Annotated in this window: 13 protein-coding genes; 7 read left to right on the plus strand and 6 right to left on the minus strand. The window is 70.8% G+C overall.

Annotated elements, in window-relative coordinates:
* Nucleotides 1–1,067 (plus strand): M6 family metalloprotease domain-containing protein (locus HYE82_RS23615; RefSeq protein ID WP_179176148.1); only part of this gene is annotated, 1,067 nt, incomplete at its 5' end.
* A 261-nt stretch (nt 1,068–1,328) separates the two neighbouring features.
* Here HYE82_RS23615 and HYE82_RS23620 read toward each other — a convergent pair.
* Nucleotides 1,329–2,558 (minus strand): M6 family metalloprotease domain-containing protein, encoded by a 1,230-nt coding sequence (locus HYE82_RS23620; RefSeq protein WP_179176149.1) that lies wholly within the window; start codon nt 2,556–2,558, stop codon nt 1,329–1,331.
* 521 nt (nt 2,559–3,079) lie between these two features.
* Here HYE82_RS23620 and HYE82_RS23625 point away from each other — a divergent pair.
* Entirely contained in the window at nt 3,080–3,487 is a 408-nt protein-coding gene (locus tag HYE82_RS23625; protein ID WP_179176150.1) for a peptidase inhibitor family I36 protein, read from the plus strand.
* 377 nt (nt 3,488–3,864) lie between these two features.
* Here HYE82_RS23625 and HYE82_RS23630 read toward each other — a convergent pair whose 3' ends face one another.
* Entirely contained in the window at nt 3,865–5,274 is a 1,410-nt protein-coding gene (locus HYE82_RS23630) for a S9 family peptidase (protein ID WP_179176151.1), read from the minus strand.
* A 406-nt stretch (nt 5,275–5,680) separates the two neighbouring features.
* Between HYE82_RS23630 and HYE82_RS23635 the strand changes: the two genes are divergently transcribed.
* Nucleotides 5,681–6,508 (plus strand): hypothetical protein, encoded by an 828-nt coding sequence (locus HYE82_RS23635; RefSeq protein ID WP_179176159.1) that lies wholly within the window; start codon nt 5,681–5,683, stop codon nt 6,506–6,508.
* Between the two features lie 73 nt (nt 6,509–6,581).
* On the opposite strand, the gene HYE82_RS23640 is transcribed toward HYE82_RS23635, so the two are convergent.
* The 4 genes from HYE82_RS23640 to HYE82_RS23655 all read right to left on the minus strand — a co-directional run bounded on the left by HYE82_RS23640 (nt 6,582) and on the right by HYE82_RS23655 (nt 11,912).
* Nucleotides 6,582–7,733, minus strand: coding sequence for a DUF1015 family protein (locus HYE82_RS23640; protein ID WP_179176152.1), 1,152 nt, complete (start codon nt 7,731–7,733; stop codon nt 6,582–6,584).
* 77 nt (nt 7,734–7,810) lie between these two features.
* Nucleotides 7,811–9,076, minus strand: a complete 1,266-nt coding sequence (locus tag HYE82_RS23645; protein ID WP_179176153.1) for a pyridoxal phosphate-dependent aminotransferase — start codon at nt 9,074–9,076, stop codon at nt 7,811–7,813.
* On the minus strand, nt 9,069–10,451 hold the full coding sequence (locus tag HYE82_RS23650) for a KamA family radical SAM protein (protein ID WP_179176154.1): 1,383 nt from the start codon (nt 10,449–10,451) through the stop codon (nt 9,069–9,071). The genes HYE82_RS23645 and HYE82_RS23650 overlap by 8 nt, the downstream gene beginning before the upstream one ends.
* Before the next feature lie 156 nt (nt 10,452–10,607).
* Nucleotides 10,608–11,912, minus strand: coding sequence for an MFS transporter (locus HYE82_RS23655; RefSeq protein ID WP_179176155.1), 1,305 nt, complete (start codon nt 11,910–11,912; stop codon nt 10,608–10,610).
* A 132-nt stretch (nt 11,913–12,044) separates the two neighbouring features.
* Between HYE82_RS23655 and HYE82_RS23660 the strand changes: the two genes are divergently transcribed.
* The 4 genes from HYE82_RS23660 (at nt 12,045) to HYE82_RS23675 (ending at nt 15,397) form a co-directional block, all read left to right on the plus strand.
* Complete coding sequence (locus HYE82_RS23660; RefSeq protein ID WP_179176156.1) at nt 12,045–12,590, plus strand: CGNR zinc finger domain-containing protein; 546 nt, start codon at nt 12,045–12,047, stop codon at nt 12,588–12,590.
* 288 nt (nt 12,591–12,878) lie between these two features.
* A complete protein-coding gene (locus HYE82_RS23665) occupies nt 12,879–13,619 on the plus strand; it encodes an SDR family NAD(P)-dependent oxidoreductase (RefSeq protein WP_179176157.1) in 741 nt (246 codons plus the stop codon).
* Nucleotides 13,613–14,920 (plus strand): glutamate-5-semialdehyde dehydrogenase, encoded by a 1,308-nt coding sequence (locus HYE82_RS23670; RefSeq protein ID WP_309144428.1) that lies wholly within the window; start codon nt 13,613–13,615, stop codon nt 14,918–14,920. The genes HYE82_RS23665 and HYE82_RS23670 overlap by 7 nt, the downstream gene beginning before the upstream one ends.
* Nucleotides 14,921–15,112: 192 nt before the next feature.
* A complete protein-coding gene (locus HYE82_RS23675; RefSeq protein WP_179176158.1) occupies nt 15,113–15,397 on the plus strand; it encodes an acyl carrier protein in 285 nt (94 codons plus the stop codon).
* The last annotated feature ends 76 nt before the right edge of the window (nt 15,398–15,473 follow it).

Here is a 15,473-nt window from a genome sequence, read left to right on the forward strand (position 1 = left end):
CTTGCGCACTCCCCGGCAGGACCGGCTGGACCGACGAGGGCCACGACACCGACCGGAACCGGTTCCAGCCCGCCACGGGAACCCGCCGCGTCCTGACGCTGTTCGTGGACTTCCCCGACGCCCCGGCCGCCGACCGCCCCGAGCCGTACGCCGCCCACCTGGCCCCGGCCGCCGACTGGATGAGCCGCGCGAGCCACGGCCGCCTGCGACTGGAGAACACCACGCTGGACCGCTGGATCCGGATGCCCGCCGACTCCACGTCCTACGGCTTTGCGCGCGGCCTCACTTTCGAGGCCCACGAGAAGTACCTCCGCGACGCGGTCACGGCCGCCGACCCGCACGCGGACTTCTCCCGGTACGACATGGTCCACGTCGTCCCTGCCAGGACGGCGACCGCCATCCCCTTCTCCCCGACCTACCTCCACGACCCGGCCACACCCGGCATCACCGCCGACGGCGCCCGCCTGAAGTGGGCCGTCACCTTCGGCCAGGACATGTGGCGCTGGGGACACAAGGTCGCCGCCCACGAGACCGCGCACACCTTCGGCCTGCCCGACCTGTACTCCTTCACCGGCGCCACCCACCAGTACGCAGGCGGCTGGGACGTCATGGGCCACATCGCCGGCCACGCCCCGCAGTACCTCGGCTGGCACTCCTGGAAGCTGGGCTGGACCAGCGACGCCCAGGTCGCCTGCCTGCCCGCCGCCGGCCGCCGCACCGTACGCCTGACCCCGGTGGAACGGGCGGGCGGAACCAAGATCGCCGTGCTGCGCACCGGCGAGACGACGGCGTACGTCGCGGAGTCCCGCCGTGCCGAGGGCAACGACGCCACCGCCTGTTCCACCGGCGTGCTCGTCTACCGGGTCGACTCCGCAACTCCGACCGGCGAGGGCCCGGTGCGGATCATGAACGCCAACCCGACCGCCGCACCGCCCACCGGCTGCACCCCGCTGGACCTCGCCGCGTACGCCCCCGGGCAGAGCTTCACCGATCCCGCGACCGGCGTCCGGATCGACGTCATCGCGGGCGGCAGGACGGGAGACATGGTGCGCTTGAGAAAGGGGTGAACCCGGACCCTGCCGCTCCTGCGCCCCGCAACGCCGCGGCCCCGCCGGGGCGGCGCTTTCGGAGATCCGGGTAGGACGACGGACCGCAGACGACATCCTCGAACGACTCGCCGGTCGTCTGAAGGGAATTCCCGACTCAGAGCACTGGTGGTGTCGCGGTGCGGTGCGGTGCGTCCGGCCGTCGGAGCGCACCGGCTTCCCGGGCTGGGGCCGCCCGCCGACTTCCGACGGGCAGCCCCAGGGGCGTTTCGCGCTACGCGGTCACCACTTGTAGGTCCAGACCGTGTCGTTGTACGCGTCGGAGCCGTTCACGTGGATCCGGATACGAGCGGTGTCGTCCTGGAATGTCTGGCCGGGTTTCCAGGTCTGCATGTCCAGGGTGGTGCAGTTCCCGGTGGGTGCAGCGGCTCTGGGGTTGCTCACCACGCGGACCGGCCCGCTGCCGCTGGCGACCGAGGTGTCGATCTTGTAGATCAGTACGCCGGTGGCGCAGGCGCCGGAGTCGTTGTTGGCCGCCTTGCGGGACTCGGCGACGTAGGCCGTGGTGGCGCTGGTCTTGATCACCGCCAGTTTGTAGCCGCTGCCTCCGTATTCCACCCCGTTCAGGTTGGTGGAGTACGTGCCGTTCGCGGACAGGCAGGAGACCTGGCTGTCGGTGATCCATCCGAGCTTCCACGTGTGCCAGCCGAGGAACTGCGGGGCCGGGCCCCTCACGTTGCCCATGACGTCCCAGCCGCCGACGTACTGGTGCTGTTCGCCGTTGAAGGCGTAGAGGTCGGGCAGGCCGAAGGTGTGGCCGGTCTCGTGGTCGGCGACCTTGTGGCCCCAGTGCCACATGTCCTGTCCGAAGGTCACCGCCCACTTGATCATCACCCAGGCGTTCGTCGCCTTGTTCCAGATCCAGGTCGGGTTGGCGGGGTCCTGGACCCAGGTGGGGGTGTGGGTGATCGCGGCCGCGGTACTGGTCGGCACGATGTAGAACATGTCGTAGTCGGCGAGGTTGACGCCTGCACCGGCAGCACCGGCGAGGGCGTCCTTCAGGTACGCCCGGTGCGTCTCCCAGGAGAACCCGCGTGCCCAGTTGTAGTCGGTGGACTTCTTCGGCATGCGCACCCAGTTGCCGTACGGGGCCCGCATGTCCAGCCACGTTTTGCCGTTGGATGCCTTCCACATCCAGTCGGCGGCGCCGGATATCTGGTTGTAGTAGCGATCCAGAGGCGTGGTGGTCCCGACGGCGTCGGGGAAGTCGACGTAGATCACGCCCACGCGCTTGGTGCCCACCGGTCTCTGGAACCGGTTGTAGTCGGTTTGCTGGCCCTCGTCGGTGTAGCCGGTCGTCCCCCGGAGCGCACACGCCGAGGTGCTTTCGTTGTACCCATGGGCGGTGGGGACGATGACCAGGGCGAGCAGGGCGAGCAGGGTGAGCAGGGCGGACAGGAGGAGTACGGGCGCCGCGACGCGCTGGCGCCGCGACGCGAGTGGGGATCTCATGGTGTGCCTCCGTGGGGGAGAGGTACGCCTCCGTGGGGAAGAGGTGTGCCTCGGCGTGGGGAGAGCCGCCCGCATTGAGTGACGCGAACATGACATTCCGTACCGTCGGCGGATGGTGGGGCAGAATGCGGATGCGGCGGTTCCAAAGGCTACTGGATCTTCATAACGGTGCACTACGGGCCCGGAAGTGCGGAGTTCCGGGTACGAGCGGTAATCGAGAAACCGGACGCGAAACGAAGCGCCGGTCCGGAGCGACGGGCCCGTACCGGGCATCTTCGAACTCTTCTGTCGGCGTGGCCAGGCCCCCGCGTACGTCGGAAGCGGCGTGTGGCGCTGCGCAGTGACGGGTGGCAGCGCCGTGTCGAGCGCGGCCACGGAAACGCCGCTTCGCAGGTGAACCGCCAAGCGGGCGTGTCGACCGTTGCTCTTCGGAGTGGTTTCGGCTCGCGCCGCTCATGGGCTGCGTCCTTCGGGCTATCGATCTTCACGAGAACATTCGCTCCCGCTTCCAGGAGGACGTCATGAAGATCCGTTCGGCCGTGGTTTCCGTCGCCGCTTGCGCGTTCGCGAGCGTGCTCGCCGTTGCCGTCCCGGCATCGGCGGACGTGAAGATCCAGATGGGACAGGGCCAGGACGCCTGCAAGGTCGGGTACGTCTGCCTGTACGAGAACAACGGGTACAACTCCGGCGGTCCGGCCAGGGTCGTCATGCTCGACGACGACGAGGCGCGCCTGGACTACTACTGCTTCAACGACGCCACCAGCTCCATCGTCAACCGCTCGGCCCATCTCGTTCGCGTCTTCCAGGACTACGACTACCGGGCTACGGCGGTCACCCTTCTCCCGGGCGAGGTCATGGACCTGAACGGAACCAGCTTCCAGGACCAGGCGTCTGCCGTGAAGTTCGGCCCGCGGATCGTCTCCCCGTAACGCGTGCGGCAGGCGAGTGACGCGCCTGAAGCGCCGGCGGAACGCGGCAGGTGCATCCGCGACGGTCGGTGACATCGAGGATCGGACCGGTGTCGCACGGCCCCGCGCGGGCGGCCCGCCGCCGTTCTCGGCCGGAACGACCGCCGCTCGGGTCAGCCCTTGCGAGGTCTGCCGAATCAGGAGCGGAGCGGGCCCTCGAGTACCACCCGTGGGAACTCTCCCGATCCGAGTACGTCCCTCGCTAAGCCCCTCAGGGGCGTAGCGAGGGACGGCCTCTGCCCTGGCCGATCCGCGCCGGCACCACGAGCACCCGCGGGACGCGCTGGACGGCCCGGCCCCCGACGACAACGCCCTGTGTCCCGGCCTCGTCCCGTCGCTCAGCGTCCCGGCAACGTCTCCTGCAGCCAGTCGAAGACGACCTCGCAGTGCTCCTGCGGTGCCATCGGGGAGCAGTGCAGCTGCGCGCCGGTGGCGGCGCTGAGCTTCACGTAGTCCTTGGGGGACGTCAGCTTGTCGAAGAACTCGCGCGGCTGCCCGGGATAGAACTGCTCGTCGTCGTAGTCCAGGACCAGTGTGGGCGTCTTGATGCGCTCCACGACGTCCGTGATGTCGAGCGACTCGACGAGCTTGGCCGGGGTGTAGAAGTCGGTGAACATCTTCCCCTGGCGGGCGGCGAGCATCGCCGGCGCGGAGAACGGTTCGAACCGCTTCTTCAGCGTGGCGGCCTCGGCCGGAGACAGCCCGGGGACGACCTCCTTGTTCCAGATGTTGTTCGTCTCCTCCTTGTCCGGGGTGAGGATCTCCCGGATCTCCGCGGGGAAACCCAGCCAGGGCTTCAGCACTCCGGGCATCGCCGCCAGAGCGGCGATCCTGCTCTCATGGGCCGCGGCCCGGGGAGCCAGCTCACCTCCCATGCTCAGTCCGGTCAGGGCGATACGGTCGGTGTCCACGTCGGAACGGGCAGCCAGCCAGTCGACGAGGGGAGTCACCACCGTCTCCCAGCGCGGCGTGAAGACCACCCGGTCCAGGAAGAGCAGCTGGCCCTGGCCCGGTCCGTCGTACACGAGGGCGTTCCAGCCGCGCTCCAGGGCGGCCGACACGCCGTAGGTCCACATGTCGACGTTCTGCCCGTCGCTGCCGTTGGTGAGGATCACGGTGGGGCGTCGCCCGGCGGAGTCGTCCGGCCGGAAGAACCAGACCGGGAGCGGCGTGTTCCCGTACGGTACGTTCGCCGTCACCGGGGCCGGGTCGGACAGTTTGCAGAACGTGTCCCAGGCGCGCCGCGCGGACTTGTACAGCTGCTCCTCGTTGCCGGGGGCGTCGGAGCCGAGGACGAAGAACAGCGCCTGGCTGTAGTACTGCGAGGCCCGCAGCGCACGAGAGCGCGTGGTCGCAGTGCCGGGCTTGTTGCCCTCGGGTGCCTTCGACAGCCGGTCGGCCAGCTTCCCGAAGGTCTCCACGTACGTCTGCGCGGAGGGCCCGGCCTTGTTGATCGCGTTCACCGCGGTGAGCACTTCGCCGACCTCACCGGCACCCCGGCCCGACCCGCCGAGGGCGAGAAGCGCGTTGAAGTTGAACCCGGGGTCCTTGAAGAGGGTCATCGCCCCGGGTGTGGCACCGCCCGCGGAGCCGGTGGCCGACCTCGTGGGACTTCCGGTGGTCCCTTGCTGGGCGGTGTGGCCCAGAGGCGTACAGCCGGCCGCCAGCACGGATCCGGCGCCGACGACGAGGCCGGTCAGTGCCGTCCGCCGTGCGGGGTCGGCGAAGTGGTTCGGTGGAGGCGTCATATCAGCCGACCGTAGGGGCGGTGCCCCTCGCGTCCGATGGACCACACCGGCGTTTCCCCCGAACAGCCGCCTGTCCGGCCGACCGTCAGGGCCGGTCGGCCGGGACCTCGGTCGCGGAGCCGCGTACCGGTTCGCCGCGGCGGTGGTCACCAGGTCCGCGCCCGTCAGCACACGCAGGTCGGGGGCCGGACAGGCCGCCCCGGGCGGCGGCGAGCGGGCCCGGCAGATCCTGCTCGATGGAGAAGTCTCGTGCGCGGCCTGGACGGCGGCGCTGTCGCTGTCGTTGTCGGCCCGGCCGGAGAAGACGTGCACGCCGCTGTGGCTCGGCGCCGTAGTCGGCCCGTCCGGCAGGGACACTCAGGGCTCGGTGGAGCCGGTGCACGGCGTCCCGTACGGTCGGCCCGTGATGATCAAAACGGGCGACCCCCGCAGTCTCGGCGTTCCTTCCTCCGAGGCACGGTTGCACTTCGATGCGGAACTGCAGGAGCTCGGCGGCGGGCCGCGGCGCCGCTTGCTCATGGTCGACGACCAGCCTGCCTTCGAGCTCAGCTTCTACTGCGGAACGTGCCCGCTCCTCTTCCGCCGACTGGAAACCGCCAGAGAGAAGTTGTCCCTGGAGAGCATGCAGGAACGGCTCACCGGTCCACTGGACGATCCGGACGACGCCGGCGTGATCGATGCGTTCGGCGCGTTGCTGCCGGAGGGCGAGTACCTCCCACTGCTCCTGAACGTGGAACCCCGGCTGATCATCCCGGGGAAGGAGGGTGACTACTTCAGCGGCGAACAGGTCACGACATGGGGGATCGACCAGTTCTGGGGCCTTCCCGAGTACCCGCACACCCCGTACTACCGGACCTTCGAGACCGCGGTCGACGCCGCCGCCCACCTCTACGAATTCGTCGTGCCCATGGTCCCCCCGACGTGGAACGAGAGGGAGCGCGTCGAGGAGTACATCGCGCTCATGGGACAGGGAACGGTCCCCACGGCGGTGGCGATCTCCACGCTGGACGTGTGCCAGCCCGCCCTCGGCTCGGGCGACGACCCCTCCGTGCACTGGGGCCTGACCCACTTCCTCCTCGACGGCCACCACAAACTGGAGGCCGCTGCCACAGCCGGCCGACCGGTGCGCCTGCTCTCCCTCCTGACCCTGGACGAGAGCCTGGCCGGAGCAGACGAGCGCGCTCGCCTGCCTGCCCTGCGCGCCCGGCCCCGCTCGGCTCGCGCGACCGGATAGTCGGCCCGAGAGATCCTGCCTGCGCCGGCCGAGGGCCGGCCTTTCCTTGCCCGCGCTCGCGCACGCCGCCCGGTCACGTTTGTGGTCTTGAGGCAGCCGTGCAGGATGCCGTCTTCCCGGCCTGACCACGGATCTGGTGGGCGTGGTGGTAAGTGACCAGCCACGGGAGGGGTTTGGGGCCGAACGCCGTCGATTTCTGAGGCATCAGGATGCCGTTGCCGGCCAGGTGGTGGACTTCCGCCTCCGTTGGTGGGGCGAGCAGGACGAGGGTGCCACCGGCCGGGACGGCTTCCGGTCCCCGAGAGGTTCCGTGGAGGTACGAGACCTGGGAGCCGTTCAGCGCGCCCCGCCAGACGCGGTCGATGAAGAGGTGGTGAAGTACGGCCGTGTCCAAGCAGGCCCAGGCCGCGGGGTGGCCGTGGAGTGCGGACCGTACGTGGTCGGCGGAGACATTGCGGACCGACCAGTACCGCACGCCTGCACCGGTCAGGATGAATTCCCCCGGGCGCGGTACGGGGGGCGGTCCGGTCCGGGTGACCTCTTCCACGGTGGCCACGGCCGAGGCCCGGGCCGCGGCCTCCTCCGCAGGCACGCCCGGCAGGTGGCGGTGGATGGCCTGCAGGCCGAGCGGGTGACTTGTGGTGTCCACGACGAGTGCCGGAAGCCGGTCCCAGGGGCCGGGCCGGTCGCCGAAGGCACGGCGGTGTTCCAGCGCCGCCGCGAAGCGGTGGTGGCCGTCGGCCAGCAGGGCGGGGCGCTCGGCGAGGCCGGCGGCCACCACCGCCTGCTGGTCCGGGTCGGTGCAGCGCCACAGGAGGTGGAGGGTGCCGTCCGGCTGGGACAGGGCCGTGTCCGGCGGGCCCGCCGTGACCAGGTCGAGCACCGCGTCCACGCCGGTGGCGCCCCGGCAGGCGAGCAGCACCGGCTCGGGGCTGCCGCCGACCGCGCGGAGGATGTTCCGCTGGACGGCCACCTTGTGCGGCAGTACGTGCTCGTGCGGGTGGACGGCCCGCTCCGCCGTACCCAGGTCGAGTGCGCCGATCACGCCCCGCTGGAGCAGCTCGGCACGCCGGCGCTGCTCCAGCACGTAGAAGGCGGGCGTGCGGTCGCGCGCGAGGGCGTGCCGGGTCCGGCGGATTCCCAGGAAGGGGTGCAGGGCCAGTCCGGCTGTTGCTCCCCGGGCGGGGAGTCCGCCCGTTCGCAGGGTCTGTGCGCTCGTACGCATCGCAGGTGCTCGCTGTTTCCTCGTCGGCCGGAGCCGTCCCCGGCGGGCCCGTGTGAGGGATCCGGCCGGGGGACGCCCTATCGGCTCAGCTTGGTGAAGGTTTCCTTGAGTCGGGACAGCACGCGCTCCACGTGGGGCAGGGCCGGCGGGTCGGCCGCCGCCAGGGACTGTTCCTGCTCCTCGACGGTCTCGCCGTAGAGCATGCTGGTGGCCGCCTTGAAGCGGAGCGCGCCCGCGTCGTCGCCCAGGTGGTGGCCGCCCAGCACCAGGACGCCGTGGACGTCGAGCAGGTGGTGCTGCAGGCCGGCCGAGTCGGTGACGCCGCGCGAGGCGAGGTGCGTGCGCAGCGGCTCGAAGTCCGGGTACACGTAGAAGCCGCCGGTGGGCGGGCGGCAGGCGGCGCCGGCGTCCACCACGATCTCGTGGACCGCGCGGGCCACCGCTCCGTGCAGCCGGGCGCTGGCTGACAGCCGCTGCCGGATCTCCTCCGGTTCGGCGAAGGCGTAGGCCGCGACCTCCTGCATCGGGCCCGCCAGGGTGGACCAGACCTCGCTGGCCACCGAGATCACCCCGTCACGGACGGCCAGGCCCCAGTCGTTGTCCGGGAACCGGCACACGCCGATGCGCCAGCCGCCCAGCGCCAGCGTCTTCGACAGGCCGTTGGTGACGATGGTGCGCTCGGGCGCGACCTCGGCGGGGCTGAGGAACGGAGTGGCCGGATCGTGGACGATGTCGCGGTAGATCTCGTCGGAGACGATGACGAGGTCGAGTTCCTCGGCGGCTGCACAGATCCCGCGGACCAGCGCGGGCGGCGCGAGCGTACCGGTCGGGTTGTCCGGCAGGGTCAGCACGACGGTGCGCGGGTCGCCGCCGGCGGCACGCGCCTGCCGCACGACGTCGCGCAGGGCGGCCGGGTCCGGGATGCCGCCGCACTCGGCGGGGATGGGCACCTCGTACGCCCTCTTGCCGGCCAGTCGTGCTTGCGGGACATAGGAGTTCCAGGCCGGTCGGGGGATCAGGACGTCGCCGGGAAGCACGTGCTGGAGGGCCATCAGCAGGGGCTTGCTACCCGGGCCGACGACGATCTGGTCCGGTCCGGTGGGCATGTTGCGGCGGCTGAAGTAGCCGGCCGCAGCCCGGCGTACTGGCTCGCCGCCGGCCACCGGCCCGTAGGCGTTGCGGCCGGTGCCGCGGGCCAGCCGTTCGGCCAGCGGGCCGAACGCGGGGAGCCGCGATTCGCCGAAGGCCAGGTGCACCACGTCGTCACCGGCTGCGTGGCGCTCTGCGACCAACTGGTTCAGCGCGAGGTTGGGGGACGTCCGCCAGACCGTGGCCTCAGGCATGGGCGAGCTCCTGACGGAGCCAGGAGGACGAGTCGATGTCGTCGGTGACCTGCGGCAGCGCGCCGCGGATCGCGGCCGCTATGTCGGCGGGCGCGTCGTCGGCCGGCCGGAGCTCGTCCAGCCATGCGGCGGTCTCCGAGTAGTGCGCCCGGAAGGGGCGTCCGACCAGCTGCGGGTTGCGGGCCTGGAGCATGCGCAGCTGGAAGAAGCGTCCCTCCGCGCTCTCGGTGACACCGTCGACGATCACCTTGCCGGGGGTGGCCGACATGACCGGTCCCCGGACGGTGCGGGCCAGACCCGGCAGGGTCCGGTAGGCGGACCGGAAGATCTCGTGGGCGCGGGCGAGCGGCACCTTGAAGTACTCGTACGGGCCGGTGTCCCGCTCGACGAACATGTAGTACGGCACGGCCCCGGCGGCGAGTTCGGCACGCCACAGCGCGCTCCAGGTCTCCGCGTTGTCGTTGACGCGGGCCACCAAGGGGGCCTGGCAGTAGGCGAGGGCGCCGGTCGAGCGGATGCGGGCGACGGCCCGGCGTGCCAGGTCGGATTCCAGCTCGCGGGGGTGGGTGAAGTGCATCATCACCGCGAGGTTGCGGCCGGAGGCGACGATCTCCTCGAACAGGCGCAGTACGTCGTCGGCGTCGTTGTCGGTGACGAACCGCTGCGGCCAGTACGCGACCGACTTGGTGCCGATGCGGATGGTCTGGACCGTGGGCACGCCCAGGATCGGTTCGAGGTGGCTGCGCAGCCGGTCGGTCGACATGATCATCGGATCGCCGCCGGTGACGAGCACGTCGTTGACCTCGGGGTGGTGGCTCAGGTACTCCACCAGGCGGCTGGGCTCCGGCACGGCGAAGCGCAGGTCGGCGTCGCCCACGAACTGGGCCCAGCGGAAGCAGTACGTGCAGTACGAATGGCAGGTCTGTCCCTGGCCCGGGAAGTACAGCACGGTCTCGCGGTACTTGTGCTGGATGCCGGGTACCTCGGTGCCGTCCACGGTGGGAACGTTGAGCTGCTTCTGGCCGGAGGGGTGGGGGTTGAGGCTGCCTCGGATCTGCTGGACGGCGAGGCGAAGCTCCCTCTTCGCGCCGGGGTCGTCCACCAGGGCCGCGAGCCGGCGCTCGTCCTCGGCGCGGAGCATCCCGCTCTGCGGGAAGACCATCTGGAAGATCGGGTCATCCGGGATGTTGTCCCAGTCGACCAGGTTCGCGAGGACGTATTCGTTCACGCGGAACGGGAGCACCGCGGCGAGCGATTTTATGGACCGGGCGATGTGGTCCGGGATTCCGAACCTTTCGCTCAGTTCGTCCACGTGGCGGGCGCCGTAGGCCCGGAACCTTTCCGTTTCCAGAATGGCAGGAGAAAGAGAGGGCATGCGAGTTCCTCCGGTTCAAGGAAGCTGACCCGAGCAATTTCCTTGATCGTAGGACGACCCAGCCGACCGGAACCAGTTGGTTCGGCGGCCGGCTGATAGGCATCGCGAATACCTGGATAAGCAACTCCCGCTGCGAGGGGACGGTGTGGTGCGGGCTCAGTCGCGCGCGGGCGCCGCGTCGGCCTCCGCGAGCGCCTGCGGGGTCACGGTCCGCAGGAACGGGACGATGATCAGGAGGGTGGCGACGGTGAACACGGCGAACGCGGTGCGGATGCCGAACCACTCGGCCAGGGCGCCGACCAGGCCGGCACCGAGCGGCATCGCGCCCCAGCTGAAGAGTCGCGCCGCCGCGTTGTAGCGGCCGAACATGGCGTCGGGGACGAGGCGCTGACTGATGGTGCGGGAGTTGACCGTCCACAGGATGCCGCCCATGCCGCCGAGGAACGCGCCGGCGGCCACGACCCAGAGGTCGGTGGAGATGACCGGGGTGGCGACCATGGCCGCGGTGCCGACGAGGTCGGCGAACATCGACCAGCGGCGCCCCAGCACGCGGTTGATGGTGGTGACGGTGAGCGCGCCGACGATGCCTCCGGCGCCGAGGGCGCTCAGCAGGATGCCGTACTCGCGGGCGTCGAGGTCCATCAGCGAGGTGGCGACCAGCGGCATCAGCGCGAGCCAGGCGCCCCAGCAGGCGGAGAGCACGGTCAGCGCGAGGGCCATCAGCCGCAGCAAGCGCTGCTGCCACAGGAAGCGGACGCCCTCGCCGATGCGCTGGTTGACGGTCCCGGCCGGGCGGGAGTCGTCCGCCTTCGGCTTGAACCGGCCCACGAGCAGGACCAGGATCAGAGTGCCGATCAGGTAGCCCGCTCCGGTCCAGCCCAGTGCCACGCTCGCGCCGGCGGCCACCAGGAGTCCGCCGACGAACGGGCCGCAGAACTCGTTGCAGGCGGTCTCGGCGCCGGCCACCCAGGCATTCGCCCGTTCCTGGCCGGCGGGTGCCACGGCGGACGGGACGAGGGTGGCGGCGCAGGTCAGCGCGACCACCTCGGCGACGCCCAGCACGAGGCCGCCGGTGTACAGCGCGGGGATGGTCACGGCGTCCCGCAAGGACAGGACCAGCAGGGCCGCGACGACGAGCATGCGGGCGATGTCGGCGATCCACAGCAGCAGACGCCGGTCGAAGCGGTCTACCAGCACGCCCACGTGCAGGGCGACGAGCAGCCAGGGGAGCGTGAGGGTGAGGCCCACGCCGGCCACCTGGGCCGGGGAGTCGGTCAGTTGCGTGGCCATGAGCGGCAGGACGACCTTGGTGACGCCGTCGGCCAGGTTCGTGATCGCCGTGAAGCTCACCAGGACCGCGGTGTTGCGGTTGCTGGGGTCGCGCGGTGCGGCCTCCTTCGGCGTCCGGGTCAGGGGCGGGGCCCCCGTCGCCGGCGACCGCTGGTCCGTCGAACTCTCCATGGCTAACCTCCTAAGGCTCTTTGGTGGTCAGTATGGCAGCGGTATGGTGGGCGTGCAGCACCAATCCGGCCATCGGCCATCACGTCGTCCGATGGCCCCATCGCGCACTCTCATCGGAAAGGCGGTGCGTCCGTGCCCGACCCGTCCCCTGCCGCTGAACTGATCGAGGCCTTCACCAACACCGTCGACCTGGAGAGCGGCGACGACGACGTCGCCACACCTGCCGAGCTGGCCGCATGGCTGACGGGCAGGAGCCTGGCGCAGCCCCCGCTGGCGCTCACGGAGGACGAGCACGCGGCCTTCCTCACCCTGCGCGCCGGCATCCGCGAAGCCCTCGACACCGACGACCCCGTCGAGCCGCAGCGGCTCGCCCTCGCCGACGCGGTGCTCGCCGACGTGCCGGTCCTCGTCACCCTCGGCACCCCGGGCGCACCGCTCGCCCCCGCCTCCGGCGGTCCGTCCGCCCGGACCGCCCTCGCCCGGCTCGCGGTCGCCTGGGTCGAGGTCGTCCTGACCGGACACATCCACCGGCTCAAGCGGTGCGCCGAACACACCTGCGGCTGGGTGTTCTGGGACTCCTCGAAGAACCACAGCCGTCGCTGGTGCTCGATGCGCGTGTGCGGCAACCGGACCAAGTCCCGACGGTACGCCACCCGGCAGCGCGACCTGGCCGGCTGACCGCACGGGCGCCGTCCCAGGGGGCGCCCGTGCGTGGTGCGCGCGTACTTTACGCCCCCGCGCCCGGCAGCGGAAAACGCTGCCACGGAAATGCGCATGAGGCCATGGGGGAATTGAATACCGGCAGCCGGCGGCCCCCTTCAAGGTCCTGGCGATAACCTCATCCGGCATCCCTATGGGCTGCCCGCCGCAAATTCTTGACCCCGCCCTGCGGTCCCTCATTAGCATGGCGGCATTCCATTCGACATCCCGAATGAATTCCAAACCCACACCTACGAGGAAACCGCAATGACGGACAAACTTGCCGTTGTTACCGGCGGGACCCGGGGAATAGGGCTGGCGCTGAGCCGCCGCCTGATCCGCATGGGACATCACGTCGTCGCTTTCTACGGGTCCGACCGGGAGGCAGCCGAGAAAGCGGAGCGGGACAATGCCGGATCCCTGACGGCGATCCGGGCCGACCTCTCCGACCCGCAGCAGGTGGCCGACGCCGCGGCCACGGTGCTGCGCGGGCATGGCGCCCCCGCGGTCCTCGTCAACAACGCAGGTCTCAACCGCGACCGACCGTTCCTCGAACTCACGGACGAGGACTGGCGCCAGGTCCTGGACACCAACCTGTCCGGCCCCTTCTGGCTGATCCGGGCCCTCGCACCCGCGATGATCGCCGCCGGAGGAGGCTCCGTCGTCAACGTCGGGGCGACCACCGGTATCCGTCCCCGCGTCGACGGCGCCAACTACTGCGCCAGCAAGGCCGGCCTGCTCCAGCTCACCAAGTGCCTCGCCCTGGAGCTGGCCCCCGCGATCCGGGTCAACTGCCTGATCCCCGGCATGATCGACACCGAGGAACTGCGGACCCGCTGGCGGCTGGACGACCCCGAGCGGATGGCGCAGACCCTGGACGAGATCCCCGTCCGCCGCATCGGCACCACCGAGGACGTCGCCGACGCCCTGGAGTTCATGGTCGGCCCGGCCGCCACCTACCTCAACGGCCAGAAGGTCATCATCGACGGAGGGCAGTTCATGTGGTGACCGCAGCCCGGACCACGACCGTGAACCCGCACAGCACCGCCGACGCCCTCCTGCGCCGGGCCCGCGCCGCCTTCGACGACGCGCCGCCGCTCGGCGACCCCGCCTACAGCCGCTACTGCCGCGAACTGGCCGTCTGCCTCAAGAAGCGCTGGCCCGACATCCAGGACGCCAACCGGGCCGACATCGCCCGCGCCGAGATGCGCGGTATGCCGCCGACGCTCGTCCACCGTCTCCGCCTCACCGACGTCCACCTCGACCGCATGGTCGAGCTGACGGGGGCCGTCGAGCGGGAGCTGAACGCGGTCCTCGCCGGCACCCCGGGCATCCCGGCCGGCGACTGGGGCGTCCTGCGCAGCGTCCCCAAACCGCTCGGCGTGGCCCTCATGATCTACGAGGCGCGGCCCACCGTGACCGTGGACGGCGCACTGCTGCCGGTCGCCGTCGGCAACGCGGTGCTGCTGCGCGGCGGCAAGGAGAGCGCAAAGACGGACGCGGCCCTGGCCGAGACGGTGGCCGAAGCCCTCACCTCCGCAGGCCTCCCCGCCGGCCTCGTCACCGTCCTGGAGGACCCGGACCGCTCGCTGATGAAGGCCGTGCTGGCCCGACCCGACCAGGTGGACGTCCTCATCCCGCGCGGCAGCCCCTCACTGATCGAATACTGCCGTACGGCGAGCTCCATCCCCCTCATCGCCAGCGGCGGCGGGGTCAACCACCTGTACGTGCACAAGTCGGCCGACCTGGCGCTGGCCGCGCGCGTCACCCTGAACAGCAAGGTGCCCGAGCCGGCCGGCTGCACCTCGGTCGAGATGGTCCTGGTCGACCAGGAGATCGCCCCCGACTACCTGGCCGCCGTGCTCGCCGAGTGCGAGCGGCAGAACGCCCAGCTGACCATCCGCCTGGACTCCTCCATGGCCGGCCCGGCAGCCCGCGACGACATGCCCTGGCGCACCGAACCCCTTGAGCCGCACGACCTGGGACGGGAGTTCCTCGACCCGGTCATCGGCCTCCGGCCGGTCCCCGGGCTGGCCGCCGCGGCAGAGCACATCCGGGCCTACGGATCCCGCCACACCGAGGGCGTCCTCGCCCAGGACACGGCGACGACCCGACAGTTCGCCCGACTGGTGGACGCCGCCATGATCGTCGTCAACGGATCGCTGCGCCTCCACGACGGCCCCAAGCTCGGCCTCGGATCGGAGATCTCCATTGCCACCGGACGGCTGCACGTCCGCGGCCCGGTGACCCTCGGCGCCCTGGTGACCACCACCTGGGTCATCGAGGCCAACGGCGAACTGCGCGGCTGAACCCCCGCGCGTCCGGCCGTCCCCCGCGTGCCGCGAACGACCAACCCCCGCACGTCGCGACCACTGCCCGCGCCGTGTGACGACTGTCCCATGCCTCGCGCCCTCCTTCCCGCGCCGGTTCTTCCCTCGCCGCCGACCGCGGCCACCCTCCTCCTCCACCCACACGCCCGTACGTCTCAGTGAGAGGCCCCCATGACCACCGTTCCGCACATCGACCGGACCGCAGTCGGCGACATCGTCAAGCGCGTCGTCATCGCCGAGTCCCGGCTGTCCATCGACCCCGCCACCGTCTCCGACAGCGAGCCGCTCGTCGGCGAACTGCTGCGCGTCAACTCGCTCGGGTTCGTCGGCATGCTGGTCCGCATCGAGGACGAGCTGGGCACCACCCTCCCCGACGACCTGTTCGTAGGCCGCAGCTTCCAGACCGTCGGCGACCTCATCGACGTCGTCCTCTCCGGCACGGAGAACGCCCGATGACCACCGCACTCCCCACCCGCTGGCGCTGTCTCTTATACACAGCTCCGAGCCCACGAGACCGGTCCGTATCTCGTAT

Origin of the sequence: Streptomyces sp. BR123 (genome assembly GCF_013401435.1) — a bacterium.
In the GTDB taxonomy this organism is placed as follows: domain Bacteria; phylum Actinomycetota; class Actinomycetes; order Streptomycetales; family Streptomycetaceae; genus Streptomyces.

Coding starts and splice junctions, on each gene's coding strand:
- HYE82_RS23640 (WP_179176152.1), bottom strand. CDS start 7,733: ATGCGTACGAGCGCACAGACCCTGCGAACGGGCGGACTCCCCGCCCGG.
- HYE82_RS23665 (WP_179176157.1), top strand. CDS start 12,879: ATGACGGACAAACTTGCCGTTGTTACCGGCGGGACCCGGGGAATAGGG.
- HYE82_RS23625 (WP_179176150.1), top strand. CDS start 3,080: ATGAAGATCCGTTCGGCCGTGGTTTCCGTCGCCGCTTGCGCGTTCGCG.
- HYE82_RS23630 (WP_179176151.1), bottom strand. CDS start 5,274: ATGACGCCTCCACCGAACCACTTCGCCGACCCCGCACGGCGGACGGCA.
- HYE82_RS23645 (WP_179176153.1), bottom strand. CDS start 9,076: ATGCCTGAGGCCACGGTCTGGCGGACGTCCCCCAACCTCGCGCTGAAC.
- HYE82_RS23655 (WP_179176155.1), bottom strand. CDS start 11,912: ATGGAGAGTTCGACGGACCAGCGGTCGCCGGCGACGGGGGCCCCGCCC.
- HYE82_RS23650 (WP_179176154.1), bottom strand. CDS start 10,451: ATGCCCTCTCTTTCTCCTGCCATTCTGGAAACGGAAAGGTTCCGGGCC.
- HYE82_RS23675 (WP_179176158.1), top strand. CDS start 15,113: ATGACCACCGTTCCGCACATCGACCGGACCGCAGTCGGCGACATCGTC.
- HYE82_RS23635 (WP_179176159.1), top strand. CDS start 5,681: ATGATCAAAACGGGCGACCCCCGCAGTCTCGGCGTTCCTTCCTCCGAG.
- HYE82_RS23620 (WP_179176149.1), bottom strand. CDS start 2,558: ATGAGATCCCCACTCGCGTCGCGGCGCCAGCGCGTCGCGGCGCCCGTA.